Source organism: uncultured Roseobacter sp., assembly GCF_947492555.1.
In the GTDB taxonomy this organism is placed as follows: domain Bacteria; phylum Pseudomonadota; class Alphaproteobacteria; order Rhodobacterales; family Rhodobacteraceae; genus Roseobacter.
In genome coordinates this window covers 843,617-869,799 of record NZ_CANLNE010000002.1, presented here as the reverse complement: position 1 = coordinate 869,799, position 26,183 = coordinate 843,617, and the positions used below count along the sequence as shown (strand labels likewise).

Genomic DNA, 26,183 nt, shown 5'->3' with positions numbered 1-26,183 from the left:
GGGTAAGGCACCTCAAACTGCTTTTCCAGCGAGAACGGAGCCCACCATGACCACCCCGACTTTTACGCCGCGTGTCTTTTCCGGCATTCAGCCATCGGGCGGGCTGACGCTGGGCAATTACCTGGGTGCGATCAAACGGTTTGTCAGCATGCAGGACGAGGCGTTCGAGACGATCTATTGCATGGTTGATCTGCACGCCATCACGGTCTGGCAGGACCCGGCGGACCTGCGCCGCAACACGCGCGAGCTTGCGGCTGGGTTCATCGCAAGTGGTATCAGCCCGGAGAAATCCATCCTGATCAACCAGAGCCAGGTGCCCGAGCACGCGCAGCTGGCGTGGATTTTCAACTGCGTGGCGCGCATGGGCTGGATGAAACGGATGACCCAGTTCAAGGATAAGGCTGGCAAGAACGCCGAGGCCGCCTCGCTGGGCCTCTTTGGCTACCCGGCGCTGATGGCGGCCGACATTCTTATTTATCATGCGACCCATGTGCCCGTTGGCGAGGACCAGAAACAGCATCTGGAACTGACCCGCGACATCGCCGCGAAGTTCAACCACGACTACGACGTTGACTTCTTTCCGCTGACCGAACCGGTGATCGAAGGGGCGGCCACGCGTGTCATGTCGTTGCGTGATGGGTCCAAAAAGATGTCCAAATCCGATCCGTCAGATGCATCGCGGATCAATATGACTGATGACGCCGACACGATTGCAAAGAAGATTCGCAAGGCCAAGACTGATCCGGATGCGCTACCCTCAGAAGCTGAAGGGCTTGCCGACCGGCCCGAGGCGCGCAATCTGGTCAACATCTACGCCGCGTTGAATGATCAATCGGTGGCTGAGGTGCTGCGGGATGTCGGAGGCCAGCAATTCGGGGCCTTCAAGCCGCTGCTAGCAGAGTTGGCCGTCTCAAAGCTCTCCCCGATCTCAAGCGAGATGGCACGGCTGATGGCCGACCCGTCAGAGATTGACCAAATCCTGAAACGTGGCGCGAGACAGGCGCGGGACATCACGGCGCCTATTCTTGAGAAGACTTACGAGATTGTCGGCATGGTGCGTTAAGCTTCGGACCACAGACCGTGCAGCAAAGACCTGCTTTTTGTCGCGCTTACAATTGACGCTTCTTTGCGCCAGAGCATGGCCTGTTCCGCAGAGCAGGTGCTCAATTTGATTTTGGCATCCTCGATACGCAGGCTGCTCAGCACAAAGTATGATGCACTGAAAACAAACAAGCCGTTTGCGAGACTTTTGCAGATAAGGCTGAAAACCACCTGATCTTCTGTCGTGTATATGCCTTGCAAAAACATAAGAACTGCAGCGGCAAAAGCACCTCCGCTCACCCAAAGATCGAACACAAAACGCCGCACACCAAACACTTTGGCAATCGTCAGCGCCGGGTTCTCTTTCTTGCAGCGCTGGTTTGCCCGGTGCGCAAGCGCAGCACCTACCAAGCCTGCTCCGATCACAAAGAAGAAACCCGTCCAGAGGATTGCGACAACGAGCAGCAACGTAAGACAAAAGCAAAACAACGCCATCCGCTTGAGCCCAACGGACTGCAGGTAATTACGGCCTGACATCAGGAAATCTTCGATGCGTTTCATACGGTTATCCTCACCCGAACCATAGGATGCTACCATAGGTGGCAGAATGAGTCTCATTCAGGCTCCCGCAACTAGCGAATTCTTGCCGATGCATCTGCTGATGCTCCGCACAGGTGATGCGCAAATGCGCAGCTGGCGTATGAAATCAGCGGTTCGTAGACAAGGACAGAACCTAACCAAGAGAGATCTGATAGATGAGAGAACAACAGGCAGCCTGCGTCGGACATGTGCATCTGAAAGTGGCCGATCTTGAGCGATCCATCGCGTTTTACCGGGATATTCTGGGGTTTAAAGTGACTCAGCGCTATGGCGAGGCAGCCGCCTTTCTGGGCGCGGGGGGCTACCATCACCACATCGGGTTGAACACGTGGCACAGCAAGGCATCAAATCCACCTCCGGACGGCCACACAGGTCTCTATCACGCGGCTTTCCTGTACCCGGATCGCAAGAGCCTCGCCAATGTCCTGAAGCGCGTGGTCGACGCAGGCGTGGACCTCGATGGTGCGGCGGATCACGGTGTCAGCGAAGCCGTCTATCTGCGCGATCCTGATGGCAACGGCGTAGAACTCTACCGGGACCGTGCGCCTGAAGACTGGCCCCGGGATGCGCAAGGCGATCTTGCCATGGTCAATGTACCGCTTGACGTGCCTGCCCTGCTCGCAGAGGCAGACTGACTTTCCGGCAAAAATTGAAGAAACGGATTTTGGGCCGCATGGACAATCGGTCACCGCTACGCCACTTTCACAGCAACAAGAGGCAAGCGGATTTGGATATGGCAACCGGGTTTTTCTGGGACGAAAGATGCTTTTGGCACGCAGGCGGCAGCTATGCTTTCACGCTGCCCATCGGGGGTCACGTGCAACCGCTGTCCGCCGGGGGATTGCCCGAAAACCCCGAGACCAAGCGCCGCTTGAAAAACCTGATGGATGTTACCGGCCTGTCAAAGGAACTGGACATGCGCACGGCACCGGAAGCCACGCGCGATATGCTGTTACGGGTGCATCCGCAAAGCTATCTTGATGCCTTCAAGGAGATGTCGGATGCGGGGGGCGGTGAACTTGGTCGGCGCACCCCCTTCGCGTCAGGTGGGTATGAGATCGCGGCCCTGTCCGCCGGGCTGGCGGTTGCGGCGGTTGATGCTGTCCTGACCGGGGCTGTCGGCAATGCCTATGCGCTGTCGCGCCCGCCCGGCCACCATTGCCTGCCCGATTTTCCCAACGGTTTCTGCCTCCTGGCCAATATCGCCATCGCGATTGAAGAGGCGCAATCCAAGGGCATGGCGAAACGTGTCGTCGTGCTGGACTGGGATGTGCACCACGGGAACGGGACCGAAGCGATCTACTACGACCGCGACGATGTGTTAACGCTTTCGCTGCATCAGGAAGGCAACTACCCGCTCGATACCGGTGCCTTTGCAGACCGTGGACGCGGCGCAGGTGAGGGCTGCAACCTCAACCTGCCGCTCCCCGCCGGGACCGGGCACACGGCCTATTTGCACGCAATGGACACAATCATCTTGCCGCAGATCGAGGCATTCAAGCCCGACCTGATCATCGTTGCCTGCGGATTTGATGCCGCCGCGATTGACCCATTGGCGCGCATGCTGGCCACGGCGCAGACCTTCCGCGAGATGACACTGAAGGTGAAAGACGCCGCCGAGCGGCTCTGCGACGGGCGGTTGGTGCTGGTGCATGAGGGGGGATATTCCGAAGTCTACGTGCCCTTCTGCGGCCATGCCACGCTGGAAGCTTTGTCTGGCAGTCGTATCACCGCTCCAGACCCGCTGGCGGCGGCACTAGATGTGCGCCAGCCGGGGCCCCGTTTCGACGCCTTTCTCAAAGGCGAGATTGACCACTTCGCACAGCAGCTCTGACCTCGGGACCTCTTTCATGCCTCTACCAAACCCGGATGCCTTCGACTTTCTGACCACCCGCCGATCCCGCCCGGCCAAGACGCTGGCAATGCCCGTGCCATCGGCAGAGGAGCTGATGCCGCTGCTGCAGGCGGCCGCACGGACGCCGGACCACGGCAAGCTGGAGCCATGGCGCTTTATCGTGATCGAAAAACCCGCCATGGCACGACTGGCCGACGTGGCACAAAAGCGGGGTGAAACCCTTGGCCTGGACAGCGACCAGATCGACAAGGGGCGTGGGCAATTCGATCAGGGTTACCTAGCTGTCGCCGTGGTCGAAGTACAGAAACCTTCCGAGAAAATCCCCGCGCTGGAACAAACCTATTCCGCAGGATGTGTCTGTCTGGCGCTGCTGAATGCCGCGCTCGCTTCTGGCTGGGGGGCCAACTGGCTGAGCGGCTGGCCCAGTCATGACCGTGGTTTCATGCAGGATGCTCTGGGGTTGGCTGATCATGAACGCATTGCGGGTTTCATACACATCGGCACCGAGAGCTCGGCGCCGCCGGACCGACCCCGTCCGGATCTTCACGCCATCACGACCTGGGTGCGGGCATGATCCTCACCGCCTTTTTCGCAGCACTCGGGCAGATGACCGACCCGCGCTTTCGCCGCGTCCTGCTGTTGGGCGTGGCCCTGACCCTTGCCCTGCTCATCGCCGCCTCTGCCGGGTTTGTCTGGTTGCTGGGCAGCCTGGTGGGGGATCAGACAACCCTGCCGTTCATCGGTGAAGTGACCTGGCTCAACGATCTGGTCAGCTGGGGCTCGGCCCTGCTGTTGGCGGTGCTGTCGGTCTTCCTGATGATCCCGGTGGCCTCGGCCATCACTTCGATGTTTCTCGACACTGTCGCGCAGGCAGTGGAAGATGAACACTATCCGCATCTGCCCGCTCCGACGCCCGTTCCGTTTGGTGATGCCCTGCGCGACACGGTGAATTTTCTCGGCGTACTGATCGGGGCGAATGTTCTGGCGCTTCTGCTCTATCTCATACTGATCGCCACCGTAGCACTGGCGCCTGCCGCCCCCTTTGTCTTTTGGGGATTGAACGGGTTCCTGCTCGGCCGGGAATACTTCACGCTCGCCGCGATACGCAGGGTGGGCCGGGCCGAGGCAAAGCTGCTCAGATCACGCCACACCGGAACAATCTGGATCGCGGGTGTTCTGATGGCGATCCCGTTGACGATCCCGATCTTGAACCTGATCATTCCAATTCTGGGCGCCGCAACCTTTACCCATCTGTTCCACTTGCTGGCACCGCAGGCGCCCCGCGATTGAACCAGTCAAGATCGCGTACGGTGATGACCTCGAACAGGATGATGAATGTGATCACCGCCCAGAGCACGAGGCTGATGGCCGTGGTGATCCATGCTTTCTTTTTCAGGTTGTGAACCTCGGGCGCACCGGCATGGGTACCGGGCACGATCTTTCCCAGATCCCCTTGGGTCTTCACCCGGATCGGCAAGACGATGAGGAAGGTCATCGACCAGATCACCGCAAAGAGAACAAGTGCTGATGTAATGCCCATGGGGTGTCAGACCTGTTCAAGTTCGACAAGGCAGCCGTTGAAATCCTTGGGATGCAGGAACAGCACCGGCTTGCCGTGGGCGCCGATCTTTGGCTCACCCGTGCCCAGCACCCGTGCACCCGTTTTCAGCAGGTGGTCGCGCGCGCTCAGGATATCGTCGACCTCATAGCAGACGTGATGGATACCGCCCGCCGGGTTCTTGTCCAGAAAGCCCTGGATGGGGCTGTTATCCCCGAGCGGATAGAGCAATTCGATCTTGGTGTTCGGCAGCTCGATGAAGATGACAGTCACGCCGTGGTCGGGCTCATCCTGCGGTGCGCCGACATTGGCCCCCAGGGCCGTGCGATACTGATCTGCGGCCGCCTCAAGGTCGGGAACGGCAATGGCGACGTGGTTGAGACGACCAATCATGTGAACTCTCCGCTATATAGGCTTTTGTCTGCTTATGCGGGGAGGTTTTGGCGGATGCAAGGGACGCACCGCCGCAGGCCCCGGGGGCCATTAACGTGCTGTTAGCCATATGTGCGCCATGCTGAGTCGAAACCCGAGTCACCCCGGAGACGATCATGGATAAAACGGACCCTTTTGCAGCGACGATCCCCGCGCCCACGGCTTCACGGCCTTTGCTGGGTCTGACCGTCCTTGTAATCGAGGACAGCCGCTTTGCCTGTGAAGCGATGCGACTTTTATGCCTGCGCAGTGGGGCGCGAATCCGGCGGGCCGATTGTCTGCGCTCGGCGCGGCGGCATCTGCAGGTCTATCGTCCCTCCGTCGTGATTGTCGACCTTGGTCTGCCCGATGGGAACGGTGTCGACTTGATCACCGAGTTGACCCAATCTGAACCCCGTGTAGACGTTGTGCTGGGCACCTCCGGTGACCCAGATGGAGAAAATCAAGCGCTGACTGCCGGTGCGGATGGATTTCTGGAGAAGCCCATCAACTCGCTCGCTGTTTTTCAGCAAGCCGTCCTATCCAACCTGCCGGCAGATCGCCAGCCGACGGGCCTGCGCGAGTTGCCTGATGAAATCATCCATCCCGACCGCATGGCTTTTCAGGATGACATGGCGCATATCGCGGACGTTCTGGAAGATCCGGCGGACGACCGTTCGCTCGACTACGTGGCGCAGTTCCTTGGAGGTGTCGCCCGTTCGGCGCAGGATCGGGTGCTTGAAAAGGCAGCGGCTGCACTGGCACAAAAACGCGCGGCAGGCGAACCGGCCGGGATCGAGACTGCGGAAATTGCCGGTTTGATTCAGCAACGGCTCACGCAGAAACTGGCGATCTGAACAAGTTCAGAGCGCGGGGTCCCCCGCGACGCGCACCAGTCTCGTGAGATCGCCAAGGCGTTCTTTCTGTCGGCCATCAGGATCGAAATTGCTCGGATCCAGCCACGCCTCGAATGCCGCCTTCAAGGCTGGCCATTCCTTGTCAATCATGGCAAACCAAGCAGTGTCCCGGTTGTGCCCCTTTGCAATTGCAGCCTGTCTGAAGATACCTTCGTAGCTGAACCCATAGCGTTGGGCCGCCCGGCGCGAGCCCATGTTAAGCGCGTTGCACTTCCACTCAAAACGCCTGTAGCCTTGGGAAAACACCCAGTCCATCATCAGGAAGATTGCTTCCGTGGCCGCACGTGTCCGCTGCAATGACGGGCTGAAATTGATATGTCCCACCTCAATGGATCCATTTGCGGGATCAATGCGCAGGAAACTTGCCACACCTTCCCAATAGCCGCTTTCAAGGTTGCGCACCGCGTAAAAGAAATGCGCGGGATCCTGCACCAGCTCGCGAACCCAGCGGTGATAAAGGGCCGATGAAGAAAAAGGTCCGTAGGGCAGATAGTCCCAGACGTGGTCCTGACCTTCATACGCCCGGTAAAGAAGGGCCGCGTGACGATCCGCGTCCAAAGCCTCCAGTTCGGCATAGCGCCCGTGCAATGGCGCACCGTCAGGAGCTGGCCTTGGGCTCCATCCTTTCACCGGCTCTCCGAGATCCGGAGCAGGGGCATCTGAAGTTGTCATGCGCAGACGTTAGATCGCGCTTGGCAGAGAGCCAAGTGCAATTCGTTTCGTTCAATCCTGAGGAATGACGCGCAAGCCAAGCTCCATCAATTGGTCACTTGTAGGGTCGGAGGGTGCCGCCATCATCAGATCTTCGGCCCGCTGATTCATCGGGAACAGGATAACTTCGCGAATGTTGTTTTCGTCCGCGAGCAACATCACGATCCGGTCGATGCCTGCAGCACAACCACCGTGCGGAGGCGCGCCGTATTGGAAGGCGTTGACCATACCGCCAAAACGCTTGCGCACCTCGTCCTCGCCGTATCCCGCGATCTCGAACGCCTTGAACATGATCTCGGGCTTGTGGTTCCGGATCGCACCCGACACCAGCTCGTAGCCGTTGCAGGCCAGATCATATTGGTATCCCAGCACGTCGAGCGGATCGCCCTCAAGCGCCGCCATCCCGCCTTGCGGCATCGAAAAGGGGTTGTGCTCGAAATCGACCTTGCCGGTCTCTTCGTCCTTCTCGTAAATCGGGAAGTCCACGATCCAGGCAAAGGCAAATCGGTTTTCATCCGTCAGGCCAAGCTCCGAGCCGATCACGTTGCGCGCCTTGCCGGCAATGGTTTCAAAGGTCTTGGGCTTGCCACCGAGGAAGAAGGCTGCATCGCCCACCTCCAGACCCAGTTGCTGGCGGATCGCCTCGGTGCGTTCCGGGCCGATGTTCTTGGCCAGCGGCCCCGCGGCCTCCATGCCGTTGCCCTGATCCCGCCAGAAGATATACCCCATCCCCGGCAAACCTTCTTTTTGTGCGAAGGCATTCATGCGGTCACAGAATTTACGGCTACCGCCACTCGGTGCCGGAATTGCGCGAATTTCCGTGCCTTCCTGCTCCAGCAGCTTGGCAAAGATGGCAAATCCCGATCCGGCGAAGTGCTCGGACACCACCTGCATCTTGATCGGGTTGCGCAGGTCCGGTTTGTCGCTGCCGTACCAGAGCGCTGCATCCTTGTAGGAAATCTGCGGCCACTCCTGATCGACCGATTTACCGCCGCCGAACTCCTCGAAGATACCGGTGAGCACCGGCTGGATCGTGTCGAACACGTCCTGCTGCTCGACAAAGCTCATCTCCAGGTCAAGCTGGTAGAAGTCGGTGGGTGACCGGTCGGCCCGCGGATCTTCATCGCGGAAACAGGGCGCGATCTGGAAATACTTGTCGAAGCCCGACACCATCAGCAGCTGCTTGAACTGTTGGGGCGCCTGAGGCAGCGCGTAGAACTTGCCCGGGTGCAGGCGCGACGGTACGAGAAAGTCGCGCGCGCCTTCCGGGCTGGAGGCGGTGATGATCGGGGTTTGATACTCGCGGAACCCGCTGTCCCACATGCGGCGGCGGATCGAGGAGACGACGTCCGAGCGCAGCGCCATATTCGCCTGCATCTTTTCGCGCCGCAGATCGAGGTAACGGTACCGCAACCGTGTCTCCTCGGGGTATTCCTGATCCCCGAAGACCTGCAACGGCAGTTCAGCGGCAGCCCCCAGCACTTCAATGTTGCGAACGTAGACCTCAATCGCCCCGGTGGGGATTTTGGCGTTCACCAGCGACGCATCGCGGGCCTTGACCTCGCCATCGACGCGGATGCACCATTCCGCGCGCACTTTCTCGACCTCGGCAAAAACGGCACTGTCGGGGTCACAGAGCACCTGCGTCATGCCGTAGTGGTCGCGCAGGTCGATGAACAACACCCCGCCGTGATCTCGCACGCGATGCACCCAGCCCGACAGACGAACTTTTTCGCCCACGTTGTCAGCGGTCAGAGCGGCGCAGGAATGGCTGCGATAGGCATGCATAAGGGGATTCCTTCGGGGTCAATTTTCGCGCCAGATACACCGTTTGCGCACAGGGAAGTCAAGGCGTCAGGCCAAGAACCTCCGGGGGGCAGAGTGCGGTGGCCACACCGGTGGGCTCTGCGGCGGTCACGGCATGTAGTCGCCATCGATGTAGCGCTGCATATCAAAGCGCCGCGTGCCCTTCAGATAGGCAAGCGCCTGTGCCCGTTTGCGCGCCGAAAGCAAGGTCAGTGGCGACAGCAGTTTTGCGATCGCCCGCAGCGCGGCACGGGCGCGCGGCATCGAGACACCGTGACGGCGTTCGACATAGATGCGGGACTGCGCGATGAAATAAGCCTTGAGCGCCGCGCCGGAAATGGCATTACCGGAAGATTTGCCACCCAAATGGGTGACCGTGGCACCGTGTTCGATCCGCAATGTCCAGCCCGCCTGCCGCATCCGGTACACCAGATCGTCATCCTCGTGATAAAGGAATATCCGCTCGTCAAAGCCGCCTACTTCGTCAAAGGCCGCCTGACGGCAGAAAAGCGCAGCCCCTGTCAGGATATTCACCTCGACGCTGTCCTTGTTGCCGGGCTCGGCATAGCGACGGTCGGTAAACTCCGCCCGCGAAATCAGCGCCGACCGGCGGTTCAGCCGGATCGCTCCTTTTCCGTTCAGGATCGCCGGGTTCATCGCCCCCGCCTTTGGATGCCGATCCGCCGCCTCGATCAGCAAATCACAGCAGTCCGGCGTGAGCGTGGAATCCGGGTTGCAGAAAAAGACGAAGTCTTTTTTGTTTCCTTCAGCACCGCGATTGCAGGCCGTGCCAAACCCAAGGTTCCGGTCCAGCACGATAACGCGCGCCCCATGATCCGCCGCAATCTCGCGCGAGGCGTCCCGGCTGTTGTTGTCCACCACAACAACTTCGATGCCCGGCGGCACACTGGCAAGAAAGTCGCCGATCACCTCCGCACTATTATAGGAGACGGTCACAATTCGAAGACGGTTGTGCATGGGTACCTGAAAGAATGAGGAATTGGGAGCGCTCACACTACCGGGAAACCAAAGCCAATGCCAGCCCCGCCGCGGCGTCAGAGGGCCCGCAGGCGATGACGTTCCAGAAGATCGACCAGCATTTCACGGGCCTGCTGGCGATGCGCCCGATGTGCTGCCCGCGCCATATCCGCATCCCCCTGTTCGATGGCCTGATAGACCCGGCGATGCGCTTCGTTTGACTTGAGCGGCATGGGCCGCATGAACAGCGTCGTGGTGCGTGCCCGCCGGACTTGATCCCGCATCATGCTGACGATCATCTCGATACGGCGATTGCGTCCCAGGCGCACCAGCTCGGCGTGAAACCGGTCGTCCGCCGCCGCCCAACGCTCCAGATCTTCGGCCATGACAGCCACTTCCATATCCTCGATGGCGCGCGCCAGATCTTCAAGATCATCCGGAGCATAGCCTTTCTGCGCAGCCTGTTCAGCAGCGAGGCTTTCCAGCTCTGTCAGCACATCGTAGATTTCGCGCATATCCTCCGGCGACACCGGCAGGATGCGGACACCCTTGCGCGGTTTCAGCTCCAGCAGCCCCTGCCCTTCGAGCATCAGAACGGCTTCGCGCACCGGTGTGCGCGACATGTCCAGCATCGCGGCGAGTTCGGATTCGAGGTGATTGGAACCTGCCGCCAGTTGTCCGGTGAAAATCATGTCGCGCAGTTCATGCAGCGCGCGTTGGACGTTGGATTGCGGTTTGGAAGATGTCTCGTTCAAGGGCGTTCCGATGCGAAGGCTGGGCAGCCGCAGCCGCCCGTCACCCATCAAGAGGCCCCAAAGTCCGCAGCAATGCAAGGTATGGGTGCAAAAACGCTGCGTATTCGTGGCGGATCAAGCCGCGATCAGGGACTGCGCCTTGGCCGTGGCGCGATCCGCCTGCCCCTGATCCCCCAGACCTTTGAAAGCACGGGCCACCGCGCGCCAGTTCTGGGCCGAGGTCGGTTTGATCCCCGTCCGCTCATTTGCCAGTGCCAGCGCCAGATCGAACCGACGCGCCCGCAACGCCGCCTCCAAAAGGGTCCAGCCGATGATGTCGCGCTGCGCGTAGCTGCCCCCCAACCGGTGGGTCATATATCGGATAGGCAGCAGGCGCTCAACGCAGCCTGCGTAGTTCTCTTTCTTGAAATCCTGCATGGCCAGACAAAAAGGCAAACCGATCTCGCGGGTCATAGCGACATTGGCATCAGAGGCGTTTTCCAGATACCGCTCGTTCGCGGACAAAAGTGCCTTTTGCGCGTCTTCGCGACCATCTGACACGAAGGTCAGCATCGCATGCACGTCGTTGAAAGCATAAAGTGTATCCTGCGCCGCAGGCTCCCATTTATTCGCCAGATGGGTCCAACGGTCCCCCCCATCCTGCCCCACGAGGTTCATGCGCCACAGCAAGGCTGCGGCATCCAGTTCCTCATACTTGTGACCATCCTTGTTGCGGGAATCGAGGTGGGTGTCGAAAATATCGTAGACCTGATCGTATTGTTCGAGGTCGAGGTGATAGAGCCCGGTGTGCCACCAGAGGTGATTGGCAAAGTTGGACGTTCCCCACATGCCCGCATGATCACGCATGAAGCGGATACCACCCGCCTGCCGCCCGCGCATTTCCATTACATGGCTGACGGTATGCACGGCGTACGGGTTGTCGGGCCGGATCGCCAGCGCCTGGCGCGCTAGCTCTTCGGCGCGCGCGAAATCGCGGTTCTCCTCCAAACCGAAGGAATAGAACCCCAGCACGAATTCATAGCCGGGAATGCTCTCGTCCCACAGGTTGAACACCCGTGCGACCACATCGCGCTGCCCCGGCACGTCACCCAGCAGAACCATCGTGTAGTGGATCAACTCCAACGCAAGCAGGTCCATGGGGTAGCGCGTCAGCACGGCTTCCCATTTCTGCACAGCACCAAAGAAATCACCGTGAACCCAGGCCTTGATTGCCTCGTGGTGGCCCAACTCCCGTTCATTGCAGCCCGGCAGTAGCCGCTCCGACTGCGCAAGGCACTGCAACATCGTCTCGTAGACGCGAGTTTCCATTGCCTGCGTCAGCCATCCCGCCTTGAAAAGCCAGCCCATGATGAAATCAGGATGCTCTGCCAGAACGGCGTCAATCTCCGCATCGGCATCCCCGCGGAAAGAGAGCGACATCAGGATCGCGCGCTCCAACCCGTCGATAGCGCCCCAGTCGCGGTAGGACACGGGTACGCCCCTGATATCCGTAAATGACGTTGCAGATTTCGAAGCGGTATCGGCGCACATCCTGGGTCATCCTTTGCGACAGCGGCACGGGGTTACAACTCCCTTCTATCGCAAATTTTGCGAGGATCGAGTGTCTCACGAAAATTCTATCTGGCGTTAGCAGCGGTTTGTCGCGCCCTGCCGAAACCCTAACCGCCTGGACGCGCCTCGACCGTGTATCCGTCCCGCGTCTGCGGCGTTTTCATATCGAGCACCCGGCCTGCGATCAGATTGCGCAGCATCTGGGCGGTTCCCCCGCCAATCGTGAACATCCGCGCATCCCGAACCAGCCGTTCAACAGGGCTGTTGCGAGAGTATCCGCTGGCACCGTGCAACTGCAAAGCGTTGTTGGTGACCTTCACGGCCATTTCCGAGGCAAAGACTTTCGCCTGTGCGGCAAGCAATAGATCGGGAAAACCAGAGGGCTGAGCCTCAGCACTTTTTGCCGCCCGCCAGATCATCATGCGCGCTGCGTCGATCTGTGTGGCCATGTCAGCCAGCATCCATTGCAGACCCTGGAATTCTGCAATCGGGCGGCCGAATTGTTCGCGGGTCTTGACGTGGCTGCAGGCCGCGTCGAAAGCCGCCTGCGCGAGGCCAAGCGCCACCGTCGCCGCGCCGACACGCTGAGCATTGTAGGCATTCATCAAGCCAGCAAAGCCCCGTTCGATCCCCTCTGGCGGCGTGATCAGACGGTCGGCTGGCAGGTGCAGATTGTTGAACCGAATAGTTGTCTCCGGGATGCCACGCAGGCCCATCGTGGGTTCACGCGCCCCAATCTCCAGACCGGGCTCATCAAGATACGCGATGAATCCGCCGATCCCCGTGAACGCGCCGTCTTCAATCACCCGCGCGAAAATCAGGTGCAGCCGGGACACGCCCCCGCCGGTGATCCAGTGCTTGGTGCCGTTCAGCACCCAGCCATCGCCCGTTCGTTCCGCCGTTGTGCGCATCTCAGTTGCGGCACTGCCTGCCTGTGGCTCGGTGATGCAGATGGCGGGTTTGTCTCCCGCCAATACGTGTTTCGCCGCGGTCTCGCGCTGCGCCTGCGTGCCATACGCAAGGATTGCGCCCACGGCGCCCATGTTGCCTTCGACCGCAATCCGCCCGGACACGCCACAGCACCGCGCGAATTCCTCGACCACCAGCGCGATGTCGAAACAGCTCAACCCAAGGCCCCCCAAGTCTTCAGGCACGCACATGCCCATGAACCCGGCGTCGGTCATCTGCCGGACCACCTCCTGTGGATATTGCTCTGTCGCGTCGGTCTGTGCTGCCAGCGGAAGGGCAACGTCGCGCGCCAGATCCCTTGCGCGCGCCTGCAACGCAATCTGGGCCTCATTGAGAAAGAAGGAGGGAGGGTCCTGCACCTGCCGATCAAACATGAGAGCGCCTTTGACTGTGGGTAGACGCAGTCTAAATCATGATGATCTCAAAGCATATCGAGATATTCTTGCATTTTTCATGAGATTTACTGATGCTAAAGCGCAGCCAAAAACGTCGCGATCAGTGGATCATGCGGAGGATCATCCAAGAGCAACGCGCCGACGTCGCGCGCAAACGGCGGATCACCAAAGGAGACCGAGCGTAATCCGGGCCAGATCCCATTACTACCCCGGCAGACCGGCACAATCGACACCCCCAACCCCTCGCGCACCATGGATTCGATGGCATCCAGTGAATCGATTTCCATGATTGCGGTGACGGCGATATCCCGTTTGTTCAGATGCGCCTCTATCGCGCTGCCCGCCCATGTTTTGCGGTTGAACCAGATAAAGGGCAGAGACGAGAGCAGCGTTTTTTCGTCACCCGCCGCTTCTGCGGGCGCGATGACGACCAGCGGCTCATGCGCGATGTGATGCCATTCCAACCCCTCAATGGGCGTTGGTGGCTTCGTGCAGATTGCGATGTCGAGGGCACCTTGCTGCAAGCGCCCGGCCAATTGGTCGGAACTGCCACTGTGCACATCAATGGAAAGATCGGGGTGCTGCAGGCGCAGTTCCGCAAGCGCGGGGGGCAGGAAGCTGCTCAACACGGTAGGGACCGCGCCGACACGCAGCCGGCCCCGGATCATCTGCCCCATGACCACATCTTCGGTCGCGTCGAAAAGCTTGATCACCTTGCGGGCATGATCTGCCAGCGCGCGTGCTTTGCCCGTCGGTGCGGGCGGGCGCACGACACGGTCAAACAGGAGAACGCCCAACTCCTCTTCCAACGCCTTGACCTGCAAGCTGATCGCGGAGTGAGAGCGGCCAATAGCGTCACCAGCAGCCGCAAACGATCCTTCGTCTATCACCGCGATCAGGATACGCATTTGCTGGATGTTCATGGAAAGGGCCGGGGTTCAGGGGAAAGCGCCACGCGCTGAGGATCAGGCAAAGCCTAGTCGATCCTCACAAGCAGGTCCATCTTGCGACCGCCTATCCGAGCGAGGGGAGCACCAGCCGCCACCATCGCTTGCCTGAACAATCGGCACTGCAGATGCGACCAATTAACGTCAAAGCTGCCTTTTGTAACAATTTTTGACGGTTTCGCTTGAGAACAGGCGCATTCTGGCACAGATAATGGAGAACTTTTCAGACCAAAAGACTAGGAGTTCGCGTGTCCCTCTTCCTGATCGTCGCATTACCATTCTTCGGCGCGCTGCTTCCTGGACTGATGAATTCCGCAGGCAGGCAGGCCTGCGCCGGGATCACCTTTACCGTCTCACTGGCGGCGTTCATCGGGCTGCTGACCAACCTGCCCGCTGTGCTTGCCGGCGATCTGGTGACCGCCCGGGTAGATTGGATTCCCTCGCTGGGCATGAACTTCACGCTGATGCTGGATGGGCTCGGGTTTTTCTTTGCACTGCTGATCCTAGGTATCGGCCTCTTGATCATTGCCTACGCCCGCTCGTACCTGTCTCGCGATGACAACATGGGCGAATTCTTCACCTACCTGCTGCTGTTTCAGGGCGCGATGGTGGGAATCGTGCTCAGCGATAACATCCTGCTTTTGCTTGTCTTCTGGGAACTTACCTCGCTCTCCTCCTTCCTGCTGATCGGCTATTGGAAGCATCTGCCCGAAGGCAGGCAAGGCGCCCGCATGGCCTTGACCGTCACCGGCATGGGTGGTCTGGCCATGATCGGTGGCATGCTGATCCTCGGCCAAATCGCGGGCAGCTATGATCTGAGCGTCATCCTGCAGAACCGCGAGTTGATCCAGGCCGATCCACTTTATGTTCCAGCGCTGCTGCTGATCCTGCTGGGGTGTTTCACCAAGTCGGCGCAATTCCCGTTCCATTTCTGGTTGCCGCACGCCATGGCGGCGCCGACACCCGTTTCTGCCTACCTGCACTCAGCAACAATGGTGAAAGCGGGCATCTTCCTGATGGCCCGCATGTGGCCGGTGTTGTCGGGCACGCCGGAATGGTTTGTCATCGTCACGACCGCCGGTTTGATCACCATGGTGTTGGGCGCGATCATCGCCCTTTTCAAACACGATCTCAAGGCACTGCTGGCCTTTTCAACGGTCAGTCACCTCGGGCTGATCACCATGCTGCTGGGCACCGGCACCGCATTCGGGGCGATGGCGGCGATGTTCCACATTCTCAACCACGCCACCTTCAAGGCGGCGCTCTTCATGTCCGCAGGGATCGTCGATCACGAGACCCATACACGCGACATTCGCCGCCTTGGCGGGCTGCGTCACCTGATGCCGATCACCTTTATCATCGCGACGCTGGCCGCGCTGTCTATGGCCGGTATCCCGCTGCTGAATGGCTTTCTATCGAAAGAGATGATGCTGGAGGAAGCCAATCACACCGTGCTCTTTGGTGCGCCCTGGTTGGTGCCCGCACTCGCGACCTTTGGGTCCCTGTTCTCTGCCGCCTATTGCTTCCGCCTGATCGGTCACACCTTCCTCGGCCCGGTGCGCGACGACTACCCGGCCAAGCCGCATGATCCCGGCGCGGGCATGTGGCTGCCGCCCGCCATTCTGGTTGTGCTGGTGGTGATGATCGGTGTTGCCCCCTTCCTGGCAGAGCCCTTTGTGAAAATGGTGACGGCCTCCGTCCTGGGGGACACTGCGGAGGTGCCCAAGGCCTACTTCAAAATCTGGCATGGCCTTGTGCCCGCCCTCTTCATGTCGGTCATTGCCGTCGTGGGTGGCTTGCTGATGCTGGCCATCTTCAATCCCGCCCTGCGCATGTGGGACACGACCCCACGCCCCGAGGCCAAGACGATTTTCGAAGCGCTGATCGCTGCAATTGTTGCGTTGTCCCAGCGCTTTATCCACGGGCTGCACAATGGTGCTTTTACCCGCTACGGCGCGATCATGGCCGTCACGGTCATCGTCGCAGGGTTTTACGCCTGGAGCACAGGCACCGTGGGCCCCGCCAGCCGAGAGATGCAGCCCGTCACCCCCGTCGCCTTTGCAGGCTGGGTTATGCTGGTGGCGGCAACCATCGGTATGGTGTTCCTGCATCGCAACCGCCTGATGTCTCTGATCCTCATCGGTATTGCCGGGCTGATGGTATCGGTCGGCTTCGTCTATTTCAGCGCGCCCGACCTCGCGATGACGCAGATCACCGTCGAGGTGGTCACCATCATCCTGCTGCTGCTGGCGCTGAATTTCCTGCCCAATCACACCCCGATCGAAAGCACCGCGATGCGGCGGACACGCGATACCGCCATCGCCCTTGCTGGCGGTTTGGCGACCATGGGCATGGCCTGGCACTTCCTGGTGCGTGACGCCATCGCAACGCCGATCTCGGAATTCCACCTCGCCAACTCCTACAAGGGCGGCGGCGGCACCAATGTCGTCAACGTGATCCTCGTCGATTTCCGGGGCTTTGACACCTATGGTGAGATCATCGTGCTGGGCATCGCCGCCCTGCTGATCTACGCGCTGACCGAAACGCTGTTGTCCGGTCCCGTTCGCGCTCGCCTGCTGAACCGCAAGCCGGATCAGCCGCGTGCGGGCGACATGCACCCCACGATGATGGTGGTGCTGACCCGCGTGATCATGCCCGTGGTGCTGATGGTGGGCTTCTATATTTTCCTGCGCGGGCACAATGAACCCGGCGGCGGCTTCATCGCCGGGTTGGTCGTCTCTATCGCGGTGGTAATGCAATATATGGCCAGCGGGTTCAGCTGGGCCTCCGCGCGGCTGCGCTATCCCTATCACGGGGTGATCGGCGCGGGCGTGCTGATCGCCGGTCTCACGGGCATCGGGTCGTGGTTTGTCAGCAAGCCGTTCCTGACGTCGGATTTCACCTATGTGCGCATCCCGCCGTTTGAGAAGTTCGAACTGGCAACAGCGGCGCTCTTTGACCTCGGCGTGTTCCTCGCGGTGGTCGGCGCAGTGATGCTTTCGCTGGAGAGTTTCTCGCGGCTGGCGCGCCGGGCCCATGTGCCCGATACCGAACACCCGATGGATATTGATCCCTCACGTGACGATCCGCCCACGACACCAGCGCAGGAGGGCGTGTGATATGGAACTGCTTGTCGCATCCGCCATCGGCATTCTCACGGCAGGGGGCATCTACCTGATGCTGCGCCTGCGTACCTTCCCCGTGATCCTGGGCATTTCGCTGCTGACCTATGCGGTCAACGTGTTTCTCTTTGCCTCCGGTCGTCTGAGCGTAGGCGCGCCGCCCATCCTGCGCGATGGGGTCGAGGTCTACACCGATCCGCTGCCACAGGCGCTGGTGCTCACCGCCATCGTAATCTCCTTCGGGATGACCGCCGTGGTGGTGATGATCGCCCTTGGTGCCTATCTGGGGTCAGATGACGATCACGTGGATGACGCCATTGACGAACCTTCTACGGGTACGGGAGACGCGACATGACCCATTGGATCATTGCCCCCGTCGTGCTGCCCGCTCTGCTGTCCCCGTTCATCGTGCTGGCCGCGCGGTATCACATCGGCATTCAGCGCGTCTTCTCCGTCGCAGGCGTTCTGGCCCTGATTTCCGTGGCCGCAGGCCTTGCTTGGCAGGCCTCGGATGGGACCATCACGCTCTACCAGCTTGGTGACTGGGCCGCGCCCTTCGGGATCGTGCTGGTTGCCGACAGGTTGTCTACCCTCATGGTGCTGCTGACGGCCGTGCTGGCGCTCTTCGTGCTGCTCTATGCCATCGGATCGGAATGGGACAACCGCGGGCGGCATTTCCACGCGCTGTTCCAGTTCCAGCTGATGGGGATCATGGGCGCGTTTCTGACCGGTGACCTCTTCAACCTCTTTGTCTTTTTCGAAGTGCTGCTGATTGCCTCCTACGGTCTGATGATCCACTCCGGCGGCAACGCGCGTCTGCGCGCGGGCGTGCAATATGTCCTCTTCAACCTGCTGGGATCGACCCTTTTCCTCTTCGCTCTCGGCGCGATCTACGCCGAAGCCGGGACGCTGAACATGGCGGATCTGGCCCAGCGTGTGCGCCTGATCGACGGCGCGGAAACCGTTGGCATTCGCCTTGCCGCTGTCCTACTCCTGCTGGTCTTTGCGATCAAGGCGGCAGTGCTGCCGCTGCACTTCTGGCTACCCTCGAGCTATGCCGAAGCGCCCGCGCCGGTGGCCGCGCTCTTTGCGATCATGACCAAGGTGGGGGCCTATGCGATCATCCGCGTCTACACGATGATCTTCAGCCCCGATCTGGACGTCACCGCCGGGCTGCACACCACATGGCTAATGCCTGCCGCGCTCGCCTCGCTCGCCATCGGCATGATCGGCGTTCTGGCTGCGCGTCATCTGGACCGGCTGGTAGCCTTCGCCGTCATCGGGTCGATGGGGATGGTGATGGTGGCGATCTCGCTCTTTACACCGACAAGTATCACGGCAGCGCTCTATTACACCGTGCATTCGACTCTGGCCGCAGCCGCCCTTTTCCTGATCGTCGATCTGGTCAGAACCGGACGCGCGGACCTCAACCTGATCGCCCAGCCTGTCGTGCCGGGGGCCGCGCTGACCTCCGCGCTGTTCTTTCTGGCGGCCATTGCCATGGCCGGTCTGCCGCCGCTGTCGGGCTTTGTCGGCAAGCTGCTGGTCCTCGATGCGGCCTTTTCCACCTCGGCAGCCGCATGGATCTGGACCGTGGTCCTGTCGTCCAGCCTGATCTGCGTCGTCGGTTTCTCCCGCGCGGGCAGCACCCTCTTCTGGAAAGCAAAGTCTATGCCGGTGACCGAAGAGGCGGCAGAGTCCCCCGCCGCCACACCCGCGCCTGCGACGCTGTCCTATGTGGCGGTGGGCGGGTTGCTGGCGCTGCTGGTGGCCCACACGGTCTTTGCCGGACCGGCGACCGCCTACATGGCGGATATCTCTGACCAGCTCTTCAATCCGGAACCTTACATAGAGACCGTGCTGGACACACCCGGTAAGCTCAGCACACCAAAGGAGGGATATTGACATGATCAAGGCATACCGCTGGCTCCTGCCACACCCCCTTGTCACCCTGCTGCTCGCGGTGGTCTGGACCCTGCTGCAAAATGAAATCTCGGCAGGCATGGTGGTCTTTGGCGTGATCCTCGGGATAATCATCCCCTGGGGCACCTCGGTCTGGTGGCCGGATACGCCCCGTGCCTTTCACGTCAGCCGCATGGTGACCTACAGCATCATGGTAATCTGGGACATCATGGTCGCCAACGTGCAGGTTGCCTGGATCGTACTGACCAAGCCCAACTCAAAACTGCGCCCCGCGTGGATCGTGGTCCCGCTGGAATTGCGCCAGCCCGAGGCCATTACCATCCTCGCCGGCACCATTACGCTCACCCCCGGCACCGTCTCGGCCGATCTGTCGGACGAAGGGCACAGCCTGCTTGTGCATGTGCTGCACACGGAGGATCCCGACGCCGTGCGTGACGAAATCAAAACCCGCTACGAGCGCCGCCTGAAGGAGATTTTCGCATGAGTTTCGCGACACAGCTGATGGACATCGCGCTCATCGTGACTTTCGTCGTCATCGCTCTGGCGCAGGCCATGTCGATGATCCGGCTGGTGATGGGGCCGTCGACGGGTGACCGCATTCTGGCGCTCGACACGATGGTTGTGAACGCCATCGGCCTGATTGTTTTGCTCGGCATTGCACAGGGGGTGCGTATCTACTTCGAGGTGTCGCTGATCATTGCCATGCTGGGGTTTGTCTCAACCGTCGCCTATGCGCGATTTGTTCTGCGGGGGGATATCATCGAATGACCGCTGAGATTATCGGAACCTACGCCGTTGCCATTTGTCTGCTTGTCGGGGCGGGCTTTGCCATGGTGGGCGCAATTGGCCTGCTGAAGTTCAACGACTCGATGACCCGGCTGCACGCGCCCACAAAGGTTGGCACGGTTGGGATCGGTGCCTTGCTGCTCGCGTCCATGATCCATTCCTTTACCGTTGGAGATGGCTCGCTGCACGAGCTTCTGATCATGTCGTTCCTCTTCGTGACCGCGCCGATTTCGGCGAATTTCATGGCGAAGGTCAACATTCATCGCCGCGCCTGTGACACCCCGCCAGAGCCGCCACAGGATGACACATGGTCAACCCTGAACGTGCCCGAAGCGGATCGCGAAATGGCGTCTCCGTCAGTGCAATCTCCGAAAGCCTGACCCGCAGTCCTAGGCCTGGTGCGCCGCAACAAGGCAATTGAGGAACTCTTCGGTCTTCCGGGTCGGCTCCGGTTTTCGTCGGACGATGGCGGCAAACGTGCTGCTGTAGCCTGTGTCCTGCGCGGCAACGGGGCGCACGGCACCTTTGCGCAGGAATGTTTCCGCCACGTGATCCGCCAGATATCCCAGGTAGCGACCCGATTGAATAAGCAAGGATAACGCCTCTTCCTCCTGCACGCGCGCGGCGCGGCGAATACCCAAGGACTGCCCCGCCTTCATATTCGGGGAGTTGAACGCGTAGCCCGCATATTTGTACTGCGCGAGGTTCAGAGCATCGGCGCGCGCCGTTTCCGGCACGTCAAAGAGTGGATGCCCTTCACCGCAATAGAGCGTCATATGCTCCTGATAGAGCGGTGTATACTGCAGAATGGAGGATTGCCGGTGGATCGGCACGATGGCGATGTCAAGCGTGCCATCGGTGACCCGCGCCTCCAACACGCCCGGCGGATCCAACGCAATCTCGAAGGCCACATCCGGGGCGGAGGCATCGAACGCCTGAATGGCCTTGTGGACCCGCGCCTCAGGGTTCGTCGTCGACTGATCAAAGAGCCCGAGCCGCAAGGTGCCCGTCAGATGGATATGGATATTGTCGATATGGGCCTGGAACCCGTCCAGCGACGCCAACAGGTCATGGGCCGCCTCCAGCACCTGTTCGCCCTCCGGCGTCAGGGAAAATCCGGCAGGGCCCCGATTGCAGAGCTTCAGCCCGATGCGCAGTTCCAGATCGGAGATATGTTTCGAGATCGTCGAGCGGCCAATGTTCAATTCCAGCTCTGACGCGGCAAAGCCGCCGCACTCCGTCACGGCGATGAAAACCCGGATCAACCGGATGTCCACATCGCTCAAAGACCGCAAGAGTGCGCGTTTAGCCATCTAAGGTTTCCTAATTATCAAACTATAGTCGACAATGTTGCCACTTATCAAACACTATACAACCTTTACTGTTACCCCTACCATGACACGCGCTGGCATCTCCGATGCGCGCCAACAGGGAACAGGGAGACAATAAATGTCCATAAAACCCCCACTATCTGATCTGCCGATCAAGACCGCCGATAGCGGTTTTTATCGGGGGTTCAGCGTAAACGTGACCGTCATCAGTAAGATCATCATCAGTATGCTGGTGGTTTGGTGTATCGTCTGGCCTACCCAGGCGGGCACCGTTCTGGGCAACTGGAACACTGCAATTCTTGCGCAATTCGCGGCCTGGTACATCTGGGTTGTGACCGCCTTCGTGATCGTCTGTATCGGTCTGGCCATCTGGCCGACGGCCGGGCGGCTGAACCTGGGCACCGATGGCGAGAAGCCTGAATTTTCGAATTTCTCATGGTTCTCGATGATGTTCGGCGCCGGGATCGGCGTGGGCATGCTGACCTGGGCCGTGGCGGAACCGGTGGCACATTTCAAAAACAACCCGTCGGTTATTCAGGGTGTCACAACCGCATTGGATGCCAACAACGTGCGCGAGGCCTATGTCTGGTCTTTCCTGCACTGGGGTCTGGGCGCTTGGGCATGTTATGCGGTTGCCGGTCTGGCACTGGCCTTCTTCAGCTATCGTCGCGGTCTGCCGCTGACCATCCGATCCTCGCTGACCCCTCTTTTCGGCAAATCGCTCTCCGGTCCGTTGGGGCATCTGATCGACATCGTTGCCGTTGTGGCCACCATTCTTGGTGTGGCGCAGACGCTTGGCTTCGGTGTGGAGCAATTCGTCGCTGGTCTGACACGGATCGGCATTGGTGGTCTCGCGCTGGAAGACGGTTCTGCGACATCATTGGGTATCGTTGTTGCCCTGCTGGTCATCATGGGGGCCTCGACGCTCTCGGCTTTGTCCGGTGTTGGTAAAGGCATCAAGTGGCTGTCCAATATCAACATGGTGCTGTCGATTTTCCTCCTGAGCTTCTTTATCATCTTTGGCGCGACATTCTTTGGTGCGGCGGCCTTCTTCGTAGGTATCTGGGACTACCTGATCGCGTTGCCATGGCTAAGCTTTAACGTTTACAGCTCTGATGGTGTTGAAGGATCCGAAGCCTTCCTGCTCACGCAATGGCAGGGCTGGTGGCCAGTGTTCTACTGGGCCTGGTGGATCGCGTTCGCACCCTTTGTGGGCCTGTTCCTCGCGCGTATTTCACGTGGTCGAACCATCCGTGAATTCGTTCTGGGTGCGATGATCGTACCATCGCTGATGTGCTTTGTCTGGTTCTCCTGGGCCGGGGGTACCGCGATTGATCTTGAACTCAATGGTGGTGCGGGCGGTCTGATCCTTGACGCGGCCAACGGGGACAAGATCTTTGCGATGACCGAGTTCATGCTGGCGCCTATCGCGCAGGTACTGGCCTGGGGCATGGCGGTTGTGATCGTGGTCCTGTTGATGACTTTCCTGGTCACTTCTGCTGACTCTGCGGTTCTGATCGTGAACACCATCAACGCCGCTGGTGACGAAGGTCCAAAGGCACGTCCTCACATCATCTTCTGGGGTGCTGCTCTGGCGTTGGTGGTTGGCGGTTTGCTGATCTCTGGCGGCACGGGTGCCATTCAGACCGCGATGGTCATCGGCGCGCTGCCGTTCTCCATCGTCATGGCGCTGATGTGCATCGCGCTGATCAAGGCGATCTGGAACGATGGTCGTCGTGAGGCGGCCGGGGTTCCGACCACCTTTGATCAGATCGACGACGACATGTCGGCAAGCCCTGCTGAATAAGCGGACCTTATAAAATCGGAAAAGCCCCGCTTAACGCGGGGCTTTTTTAGGTGCTCCTGAACGTGGTGTTCAGCTCTCCACCACCCGACGCATGGACGCATGCCGCGCCAGAATCTGGCGTCGTGCAAAAGCAACGAGAAAGACGGCCGTCAGGATCAGGATGATGGTCGGGGCCGGTGCGCTGTCGAGGAAAAAGCTCGCGTAGGTGCCCAGCAGCATCGAAACCATACAGACCAGCACGGACACCCAGAGCATGGTAGAGAACTTGCGCACCAGCAAAAAGGCAATCGCGCCCGGCGCGATCAGCAGGCCAATCGCGAGGATCAAACCGGCAGCGGAAAGCGTAGCCACGATGGTCAGGGACAGGGCGGCCAGCAAGCCGTAGTGCAGCCAGTTGACCCAGAGCCCGGAGGCCTGTGCCTGCGCCGGATCAAAGCTGTGCAGCAGCCAGTCTTTCCATTTAAGTACCAGCATCAGCCCCACACCGACCGAGATGATGCCAGCGGTCCAGAGCTCAGACGCGTCCACCCCGAGCATATTGCCGAACAGGATGTGATCGAGATGGGCATTTGTTTCCACCGAGACATAGAGAACGATGCCCACACCAAACATGCCGGAAAAGACCACCCCCATCACCGTGTCCTGTTTCACCCGGCTGTTGTTGGAGAGATACCCCGTTGCCAGCGCACAGGTCATGCCCGCCGCAAAGGCCCCGATGATGAGCGGCAAACCAAGAATGTAAGCCAGCACGATGCCCGGCAAGACCGCATGACTGACGGCGTCGCCCATCAGGGCCCATCCTTTCATCACGAGAAAGCAGGACAGCAAGGCGGTGGGCACCGACACGATGATCGAGATGAGAAATGCGTTCTGCATGAAGCCGAAGGTGAAGGGCATCAGGAGGGTCTGTATATCCATCAGGCAACCTCCTCGACCGGGATGGGCGGGCCGTCTCGCAGGGCAATCCTGGCCTTGCGCCGCGCCGCCAGCAGCCCGTGTGTGGGGGCAAAGACGAAGGCCAGCAAAAAGATCAGCGTCTGTAGAGTGACGATGATACCGCCCGTGGCGCCATCGAGGAAATAGCTGATGTAGGCCCCGGCAAAGCTGCTGCCTGCGCCAATGGCCACGGAGGTCGCGATGAGGCGTGGGAAGCGGTCACAGAGCAGGTAGGCCGTGGCCCCCGGTGTGACGACCATGGCGATCACCAGAAACGCGCCGACAGTCTGCATCGCAGCCACGACAGAGGCGGACAGGAGCACGAAGAAGACCGGCTTGAGCACACCGGGGTTCAGCCCGATGGCCCGCGCGTGGTTTTCGTCGAAGAACGTGACCATCAGGTCTTTCCATTTCGCCAGCAGCACAGCAAGCGACACAAACCCGATCAGCGCCAGTTGCAGCGTGTCCTCTGGCGTGATGGCGAGGATATTGCCCATGGTGATGGTCTGGATCGACACCGACATCGGGTTGAGCGAGACGATAAAGAGGCCCAGGCCAAAGAAAGAGGTGAAGATCAGCCCGATGATCACGTCGACTTTGAGACCGGAGCGTTCGGACAGGAACAGCATGGCCCCCGCCGCCAGCCCACCCGCGATGAAGGCGCCAAGCGCGAAGGGCAGACCGAGGATATAGGCCCCCGCGACGCCGGGCACGACGGAATGGGACAGCGCGTCGCCGATGAGCGACCAGCCCTTGAGCATCAGGTAGGCCGACAGGAACGCACAGACGCCCCCCACCAGCGCGGAGACCCACATGGCGTTTGTCATGTAGGTGTAGGCGAAGGGTTCTGCGAGCGTCTCGATCACTCCCGCGGCTCCGTCCGTTGGGTCTTGTCGCCGTATTGAACAAACGGGCGTTCATCGTCGGTAAAGATCGTGACCGCGCGGGCGTCTTCATCGTCGTGCAGCGTGTCGCCGCCAAGGGTGAAGTGCCGCAACACGCCACCAAAGGCTTTTTCGAGATTTTCGCGGGTGAAGGTCGTTTCCGTGGGGCCGTGACAGAGCACGGTGCCCTTGACCAGAACCGTTCGGTCACAGAATTCCGGCACGGAGCCGAGGTTGTGGGTCGAGACCAGCATCACCCGGCCTTCGTCCCGCAGCGACCGCAACAGCCCCACGATCTGCTCTTCGGTTTTCACATCGACACCGGTGAAAGGCTCGTCCAGCAGGATGACCTGCCCGTCCTGCGCCAGGGCGCGGGCCAGAAAGACACGTTTGCGCTGGCCGCCGGACAGCTCCCCGATCTGGCGGTGGCGGTAGTCCTGCATGTTGACGCGTGCAAGCGCCTGATCGACGGCAGCGTGATCGGCGGGTGCGGGGCGGCGCAAGAACCCCATGTGCCCGTAACGCCCCATCATCACCACGTCTTCGACCAGCACGGGGAAGGCCCAATCGACCTCCTCGGATTGCGGCACATAGGCGACGAGGTTCTGGCGCAGCGCGTCGCGCACGCTTTGACCCAGAATGCGGATTTCCCCCTTTGAGGCCGGGACAAACCCCATGATTGCCTTGAAGAGCGTCGATTTACCTGCACCGTTCACGCCGACCAGTGCCGTCACCGTACCGCGCGGGATTTCAAAGCTGGCGTTCCACAAGGCGGTGTGACCATTGCGATAGGTGACCGTCACATCCTGCGCCATCAGGCCGCTGGTGCGGGCATCGCCGCCCGAAAGCCCTTGTGGTACTGGCAGATCATCGCGCATTCGGTCGTCCTTGCCTTGGAAA

At 60.3% G+C, this 26,183-nt stretch carries 27 protein-coding genes; 13 read left to right on the top strand and 14 right to left on the bottom strand.

The features are described from left to right. Positions 1 to 46 precede the first annotated feature (46 nt). Entirely contained in the window at positions 47 to 1,063 is a 1,017-nt protein-coding gene (gene trpS / locus Q1A07_RS11255; RefSeq protein ID WP_299780724.1) for a tryptophan--tRNA ligase, read from the top strand. Here the strand turns inward: trpS and Q1A07_RS11250 are convergent. Then, positions 1,060 to 1,602: a hypothetical protein gene (locus tag Q1A07_RS11250; RefSeq protein WP_299780723.1), complete on the bottom strand. Its 543-nt coding sequence runs from the start codon at positions 1,600 to 1,602 to the stop codon at positions 1,060 to 1,062. The genes trpS and Q1A07_RS11250 overlap by 4 nt on opposite strands. A 194-nt stretch (positions 1,603 to 1,796) precedes the next feature. Here Q1A07_RS11250 and Q1A07_RS11245 point away from each other — a divergent pair, with 194 nt between their 5' ends. The 4 genes from Q1A07_RS11245 to Q1A07_RS11230 all read left to right on the top strand — a co-directional run bounded on the left by Q1A07_RS11245 (position 1,797) and on the right by Q1A07_RS11230 (position 4,786). Beyond that, entirely contained in the window at positions 1,797 to 2,276 is a 480-nt protein-coding gene (locus tag Q1A07_RS11245) for a VOC family protein (RefSeq protein WP_299780721.1), read from the top strand. 98 nt (positions 2,277 to 2,374) lie between these two features. Beyond that, positions 2,375 to 3,475 (top strand): class II histone deacetylase, encoded by a 1,101-nt coding sequence (locus Q1A07_RS11240; protein WP_299780719.1) that lies wholly within the window; start codon positions 2,375 to 2,377, stop codon positions 3,473 to 3,475. Between the two features lie 16 nt (positions 3,476 to 3,491). Next, positions 3,492 to 4,070: a nitroreductase gene (locus Q1A07_RS11235; protein WP_299780717.1), complete on the top strand. Its 579-nt coding sequence runs from the start codon at positions 3,492 to 3,494 to the stop codon at positions 4,068 to 4,070. Further along, complete coding sequence (locus Q1A07_RS11230; RefSeq protein ID WP_299780715.1) at positions 4,067 to 4,786, top strand: EI24 domain-containing protein; 720 nt, start codon at positions 4,067 to 4,069, stop codon at positions 4,784 to 4,786. Before Q1A07_RS11235 ends, Q1A07_RS11230 begins: the two co-directional genes overlap by 4 nt. On the opposite strand, the gene Q1A07_RS11225 is transcribed toward Q1A07_RS11230, so the two are convergent. Together Q1A07_RS11225 and mce are read right to left on the bottom strand one after the other, a co-directional pair. Beyond that, positions 4,740 to 5,036, bottom strand: a complete 297-nt coding sequence (locus Q1A07_RS11225) for a DUF1467 family protein (RefSeq protein ID WP_195819591.1) — start codon at positions 5,034 to 5,036, stop codon at positions 4,740 to 4,742. The two genes, Q1A07_RS11230 and Q1A07_RS11225, sit on opposite strands and share 47 nt — an antisense overlap. Positions 5,037 to 5,042: 6 nt before the next feature. Beyond that, entirely contained in the window at positions 5,043 to 5,447 is a 405-nt protein-coding gene (gene mce / locus Q1A07_RS11220; protein ID WP_299780710.1) for a methylmalonyl-CoA epimerase, read from the bottom strand. 155 nt (positions 5,448 to 5,602) lie between these two features. On the opposite strand from mce, the gene Q1A07_RS11215 reads away from it, so the two are divergent. After that, complete coding sequence (locus Q1A07_RS11215) at positions 5,603 to 6,322, top strand: response regulator (protein ID WP_299780708.1); 720 nt, start codon at positions 5,603 to 5,605, stop codon at positions 6,320 to 6,322. Between the two features lie 6 nt (positions 6,323 to 6,328). Here the strand turns inward: Q1A07_RS11215 and Q1A07_RS11210 are convergent, their stop codons facing one another. The 7 genes from Q1A07_RS11210 to Q1A07_RS11180 all read right to left on the bottom strand — a co-directional run bounded on the left by Q1A07_RS11210 (position 6,329) and on the right by Q1A07_RS11180 (position 14,470). After that, positions 6,329 to 7,054 (bottom strand): GNAT family protein, encoded by a 726-nt coding sequence (locus Q1A07_RS11210; protein WP_299780706.1) that lies wholly within the window; start codon positions 7,052 to 7,054, stop codon positions 6,329 to 6,331. Between the two features lie 51 nt (positions 7,055 to 7,105). Beyond that, entirely contained in the window at positions 7,106 to 8,881 is a 1,776-nt protein-coding gene (gene aspS, locus Q1A07_RS11205; RefSeq protein WP_299780703.1) for an aspartate--tRNA ligase, read from the bottom strand. 126 nt (positions 8,882 to 9,007) lie between these two features. Then, the gene (locus tag Q1A07_RS11200) at positions 9,008 to 9,877 is read right to left on the bottom strand and encodes a glycosyltransferase family 2 protein (protein ID WP_299780701.1); all 870 of its coding nucleotides are present in this window, start codon (positions 9,875 to 9,877) and stop codon (positions 9,008 to 9,010) included. 77 nt (positions 9,878 to 9,954) lie between these two features. Continuing rightward, positions 9,955 to 10,680: a GntR family transcriptional regulator gene (locus tag Q1A07_RS11195; protein ID WP_299780699.1), complete on the bottom strand. Its 726-nt coding sequence runs from the start codon at positions 10,678 to 10,680 to the stop codon at positions 9,955 to 9,957. A 66-nt stretch (positions 10,681 to 10,746) separates the two neighbouring features. Further along, positions 10,747 to 12,102 carry a tetratricopeptide repeat protein gene (locus Q1A07_RS11190; protein ID WP_299780697.1) on the bottom strand — a complete coding sequence of 452 codons (1,356 nt, stop codon included), beginning with the start codon at positions 12,100 to 12,102 and terminating at the stop codon, positions 10,747 to 10,749. A gap of 188 nt (positions 12,103 to 12,290) precedes the next feature. Then, entirely contained in the window at positions 12,291 to 13,526 is a 1,236-nt protein-coding gene (acdA, locus tag Q1A07_RS11185) for a 3-sulfinopropanoyl-CoA desulfinase (protein WP_299780695.1), read from the bottom strand. A 95-nt stretch (positions 13,527 to 13,621) separates the two neighbouring features. Then, on the bottom strand, positions 13,622 to 14,470 hold the full coding sequence (locus Q1A07_RS11180) for a LysR family transcriptional regulator (protein WP_299780693.1): 849 nt from the start codon (positions 14,468 to 14,470) through the stop codon (positions 13,622 to 13,624). A 272-nt stretch (positions 14,471 to 14,742) separates the two neighbouring features. Between Q1A07_RS11180 and Q1A07_RS11175 the strand changes: the two genes are divergently transcribed. Genes Q1A07_RS11175 through Q1A07_RS11150 form a run of 6 tightly spaced genes read left to right on the top strand, consistent with a single transcriptional unit; the run spans position 14,743 to position 20,705 of the window. Beyond that, complete coding sequence (locus Q1A07_RS11175; protein WP_299780691.1) at positions 14,743 to 17,613, top strand: monovalent cation/H+ antiporter subunit A; 2,871 nt, start codon at positions 14,743 to 14,745, stop codon at positions 17,611 to 17,613. A 1-nt stretch (position 17,614) separates the two neighbouring features. Continuing rightward, positions 17,615 to 17,971 carry a Na+/H+ antiporter subunit C gene (locus Q1A07_RS11170; protein ID WP_299780689.1) on the top strand — a complete coding sequence of 119 codons (357 nt, stop codon included), beginning with the start codon at positions 17,615 to 17,617 and terminating at the stop codon, positions 17,969 to 17,971. Continuing rightward, a complete protein-coding gene (locus Q1A07_RS11165) occupies positions 17,968 to 19,521 on the top strand; it encodes a monovalent cation/H+ antiporter subunit D (RefSeq protein WP_299780687.1) in 1,554 nt (517 codons plus the stop codon). The genes Q1A07_RS11170 and Q1A07_RS11165 overlap by 4 nt, the downstream gene beginning before the upstream one ends. Before the next feature lies 1 nt (position 19,522). Next, a complete protein-coding gene (locus Q1A07_RS11160; protein WP_195819579.1) occupies positions 19,523 to 20,023 on the top strand; it encodes a Na+/H+ antiporter subunit E in 501 nt (166 codons plus the stop codon). Further along, positions 20,020 to 20,307 (top strand): K+/H+ antiporter subunit F, encoded by a 288-nt coding sequence (locus Q1A07_RS11155; RefSeq protein ID WP_195819578.1) that lies wholly within the window; start codon positions 20,020 to 20,022, stop codon positions 20,305 to 20,307. The genes Q1A07_RS11160 and Q1A07_RS11155 overlap by 4 nt, the downstream gene beginning before the upstream one ends. Then, positions 20,304 to 20,705, top strand: a complete 402-nt coding sequence (locus Q1A07_RS11150; protein ID WP_299780683.1) for a Na+/H+ antiporter subunit G — start codon at positions 20,304 to 20,306, stop codon at positions 20,703 to 20,705. Before Q1A07_RS11155 ends, Q1A07_RS11150 begins: the two co-directional genes overlap by 4 nt. Positions 20,706 to 20,714: 9 nt before the next feature. Here the strand turns inward: Q1A07_RS11150 and Q1A07_RS11145 are convergent, their stop codons facing one another. Next, positions 20,715 to 21,638 carry a LysR family transcriptional regulator gene (locus Q1A07_RS11145; protein ID WP_195819576.1) on the bottom strand — a complete coding sequence of 308 codons (924 nt, stop codon included), beginning with the start codon at positions 21,636 to 21,638 and terminating at the stop codon, positions 20,715 to 20,717. A 136-nt stretch (positions 21,639 to 21,774) separates the two neighbouring features. Here Q1A07_RS11145 and Q1A07_RS11140 point away from each other — a divergent pair, with 136 nt between their 5' ends. After that, the gene (locus Q1A07_RS11140; RefSeq protein ID WP_299780680.1) at positions 21,775 to 23,463 is read left to right on the top strand and encodes a BCCT family transporter; all 1,689 of its coding nucleotides are present in this window, start codon (positions 21,775 to 21,777) and stop codon (positions 23,461 to 23,463) included. 69 nt (positions 23,464 to 23,532) lie between these two features. On the opposite strand, the gene Q1A07_RS11135 is transcribed toward Q1A07_RS11140, so the two are convergent. Genes Q1A07_RS11135 through Q1A07_RS11125 form a run of 3 tightly spaced genes read right to left on the bottom strand, consistent with a single transcriptional unit; the run spans position 23,533 to position 26,098 of the window. After that, on the bottom strand, positions 23,533 to 24,381 hold the full coding sequence (locus Q1A07_RS11135) for a metal ABC transporter permease (RefSeq protein WP_299780678.1): 849 nt from the start codon (positions 24,379 to 24,381) through the stop codon (positions 23,533 to 23,535). Then, positions 24,381 to 25,262 carry a metal ABC transporter permease gene (locus tag Q1A07_RS11130; protein ID WP_299781965.1) on the bottom strand — a complete coding sequence of 294 codons (882 nt, stop codon included), beginning with the start codon at positions 25,260 to 25,262 and terminating at the stop codon, positions 24,381 to 24,383. The genes Q1A07_RS11135 and Q1A07_RS11130 overlap by 1 nt, the downstream gene beginning before the upstream one ends. Beyond that, complete coding sequence (locus tag Q1A07_RS11125; RefSeq protein WP_299781963.1) at positions 25,262 to 26,098, bottom strand: manganese/iron ABC transporter ATP-binding protein; 837 nt, start codon at positions 26,096 to 26,098, stop codon at positions 25,262 to 25,264. Before Q1A07_RS11125 ends, Q1A07_RS11130 begins: the two co-directional genes overlap by 1 nt. Positions 26,099 to 26,183: the final 85 nt, after the last annotated feature.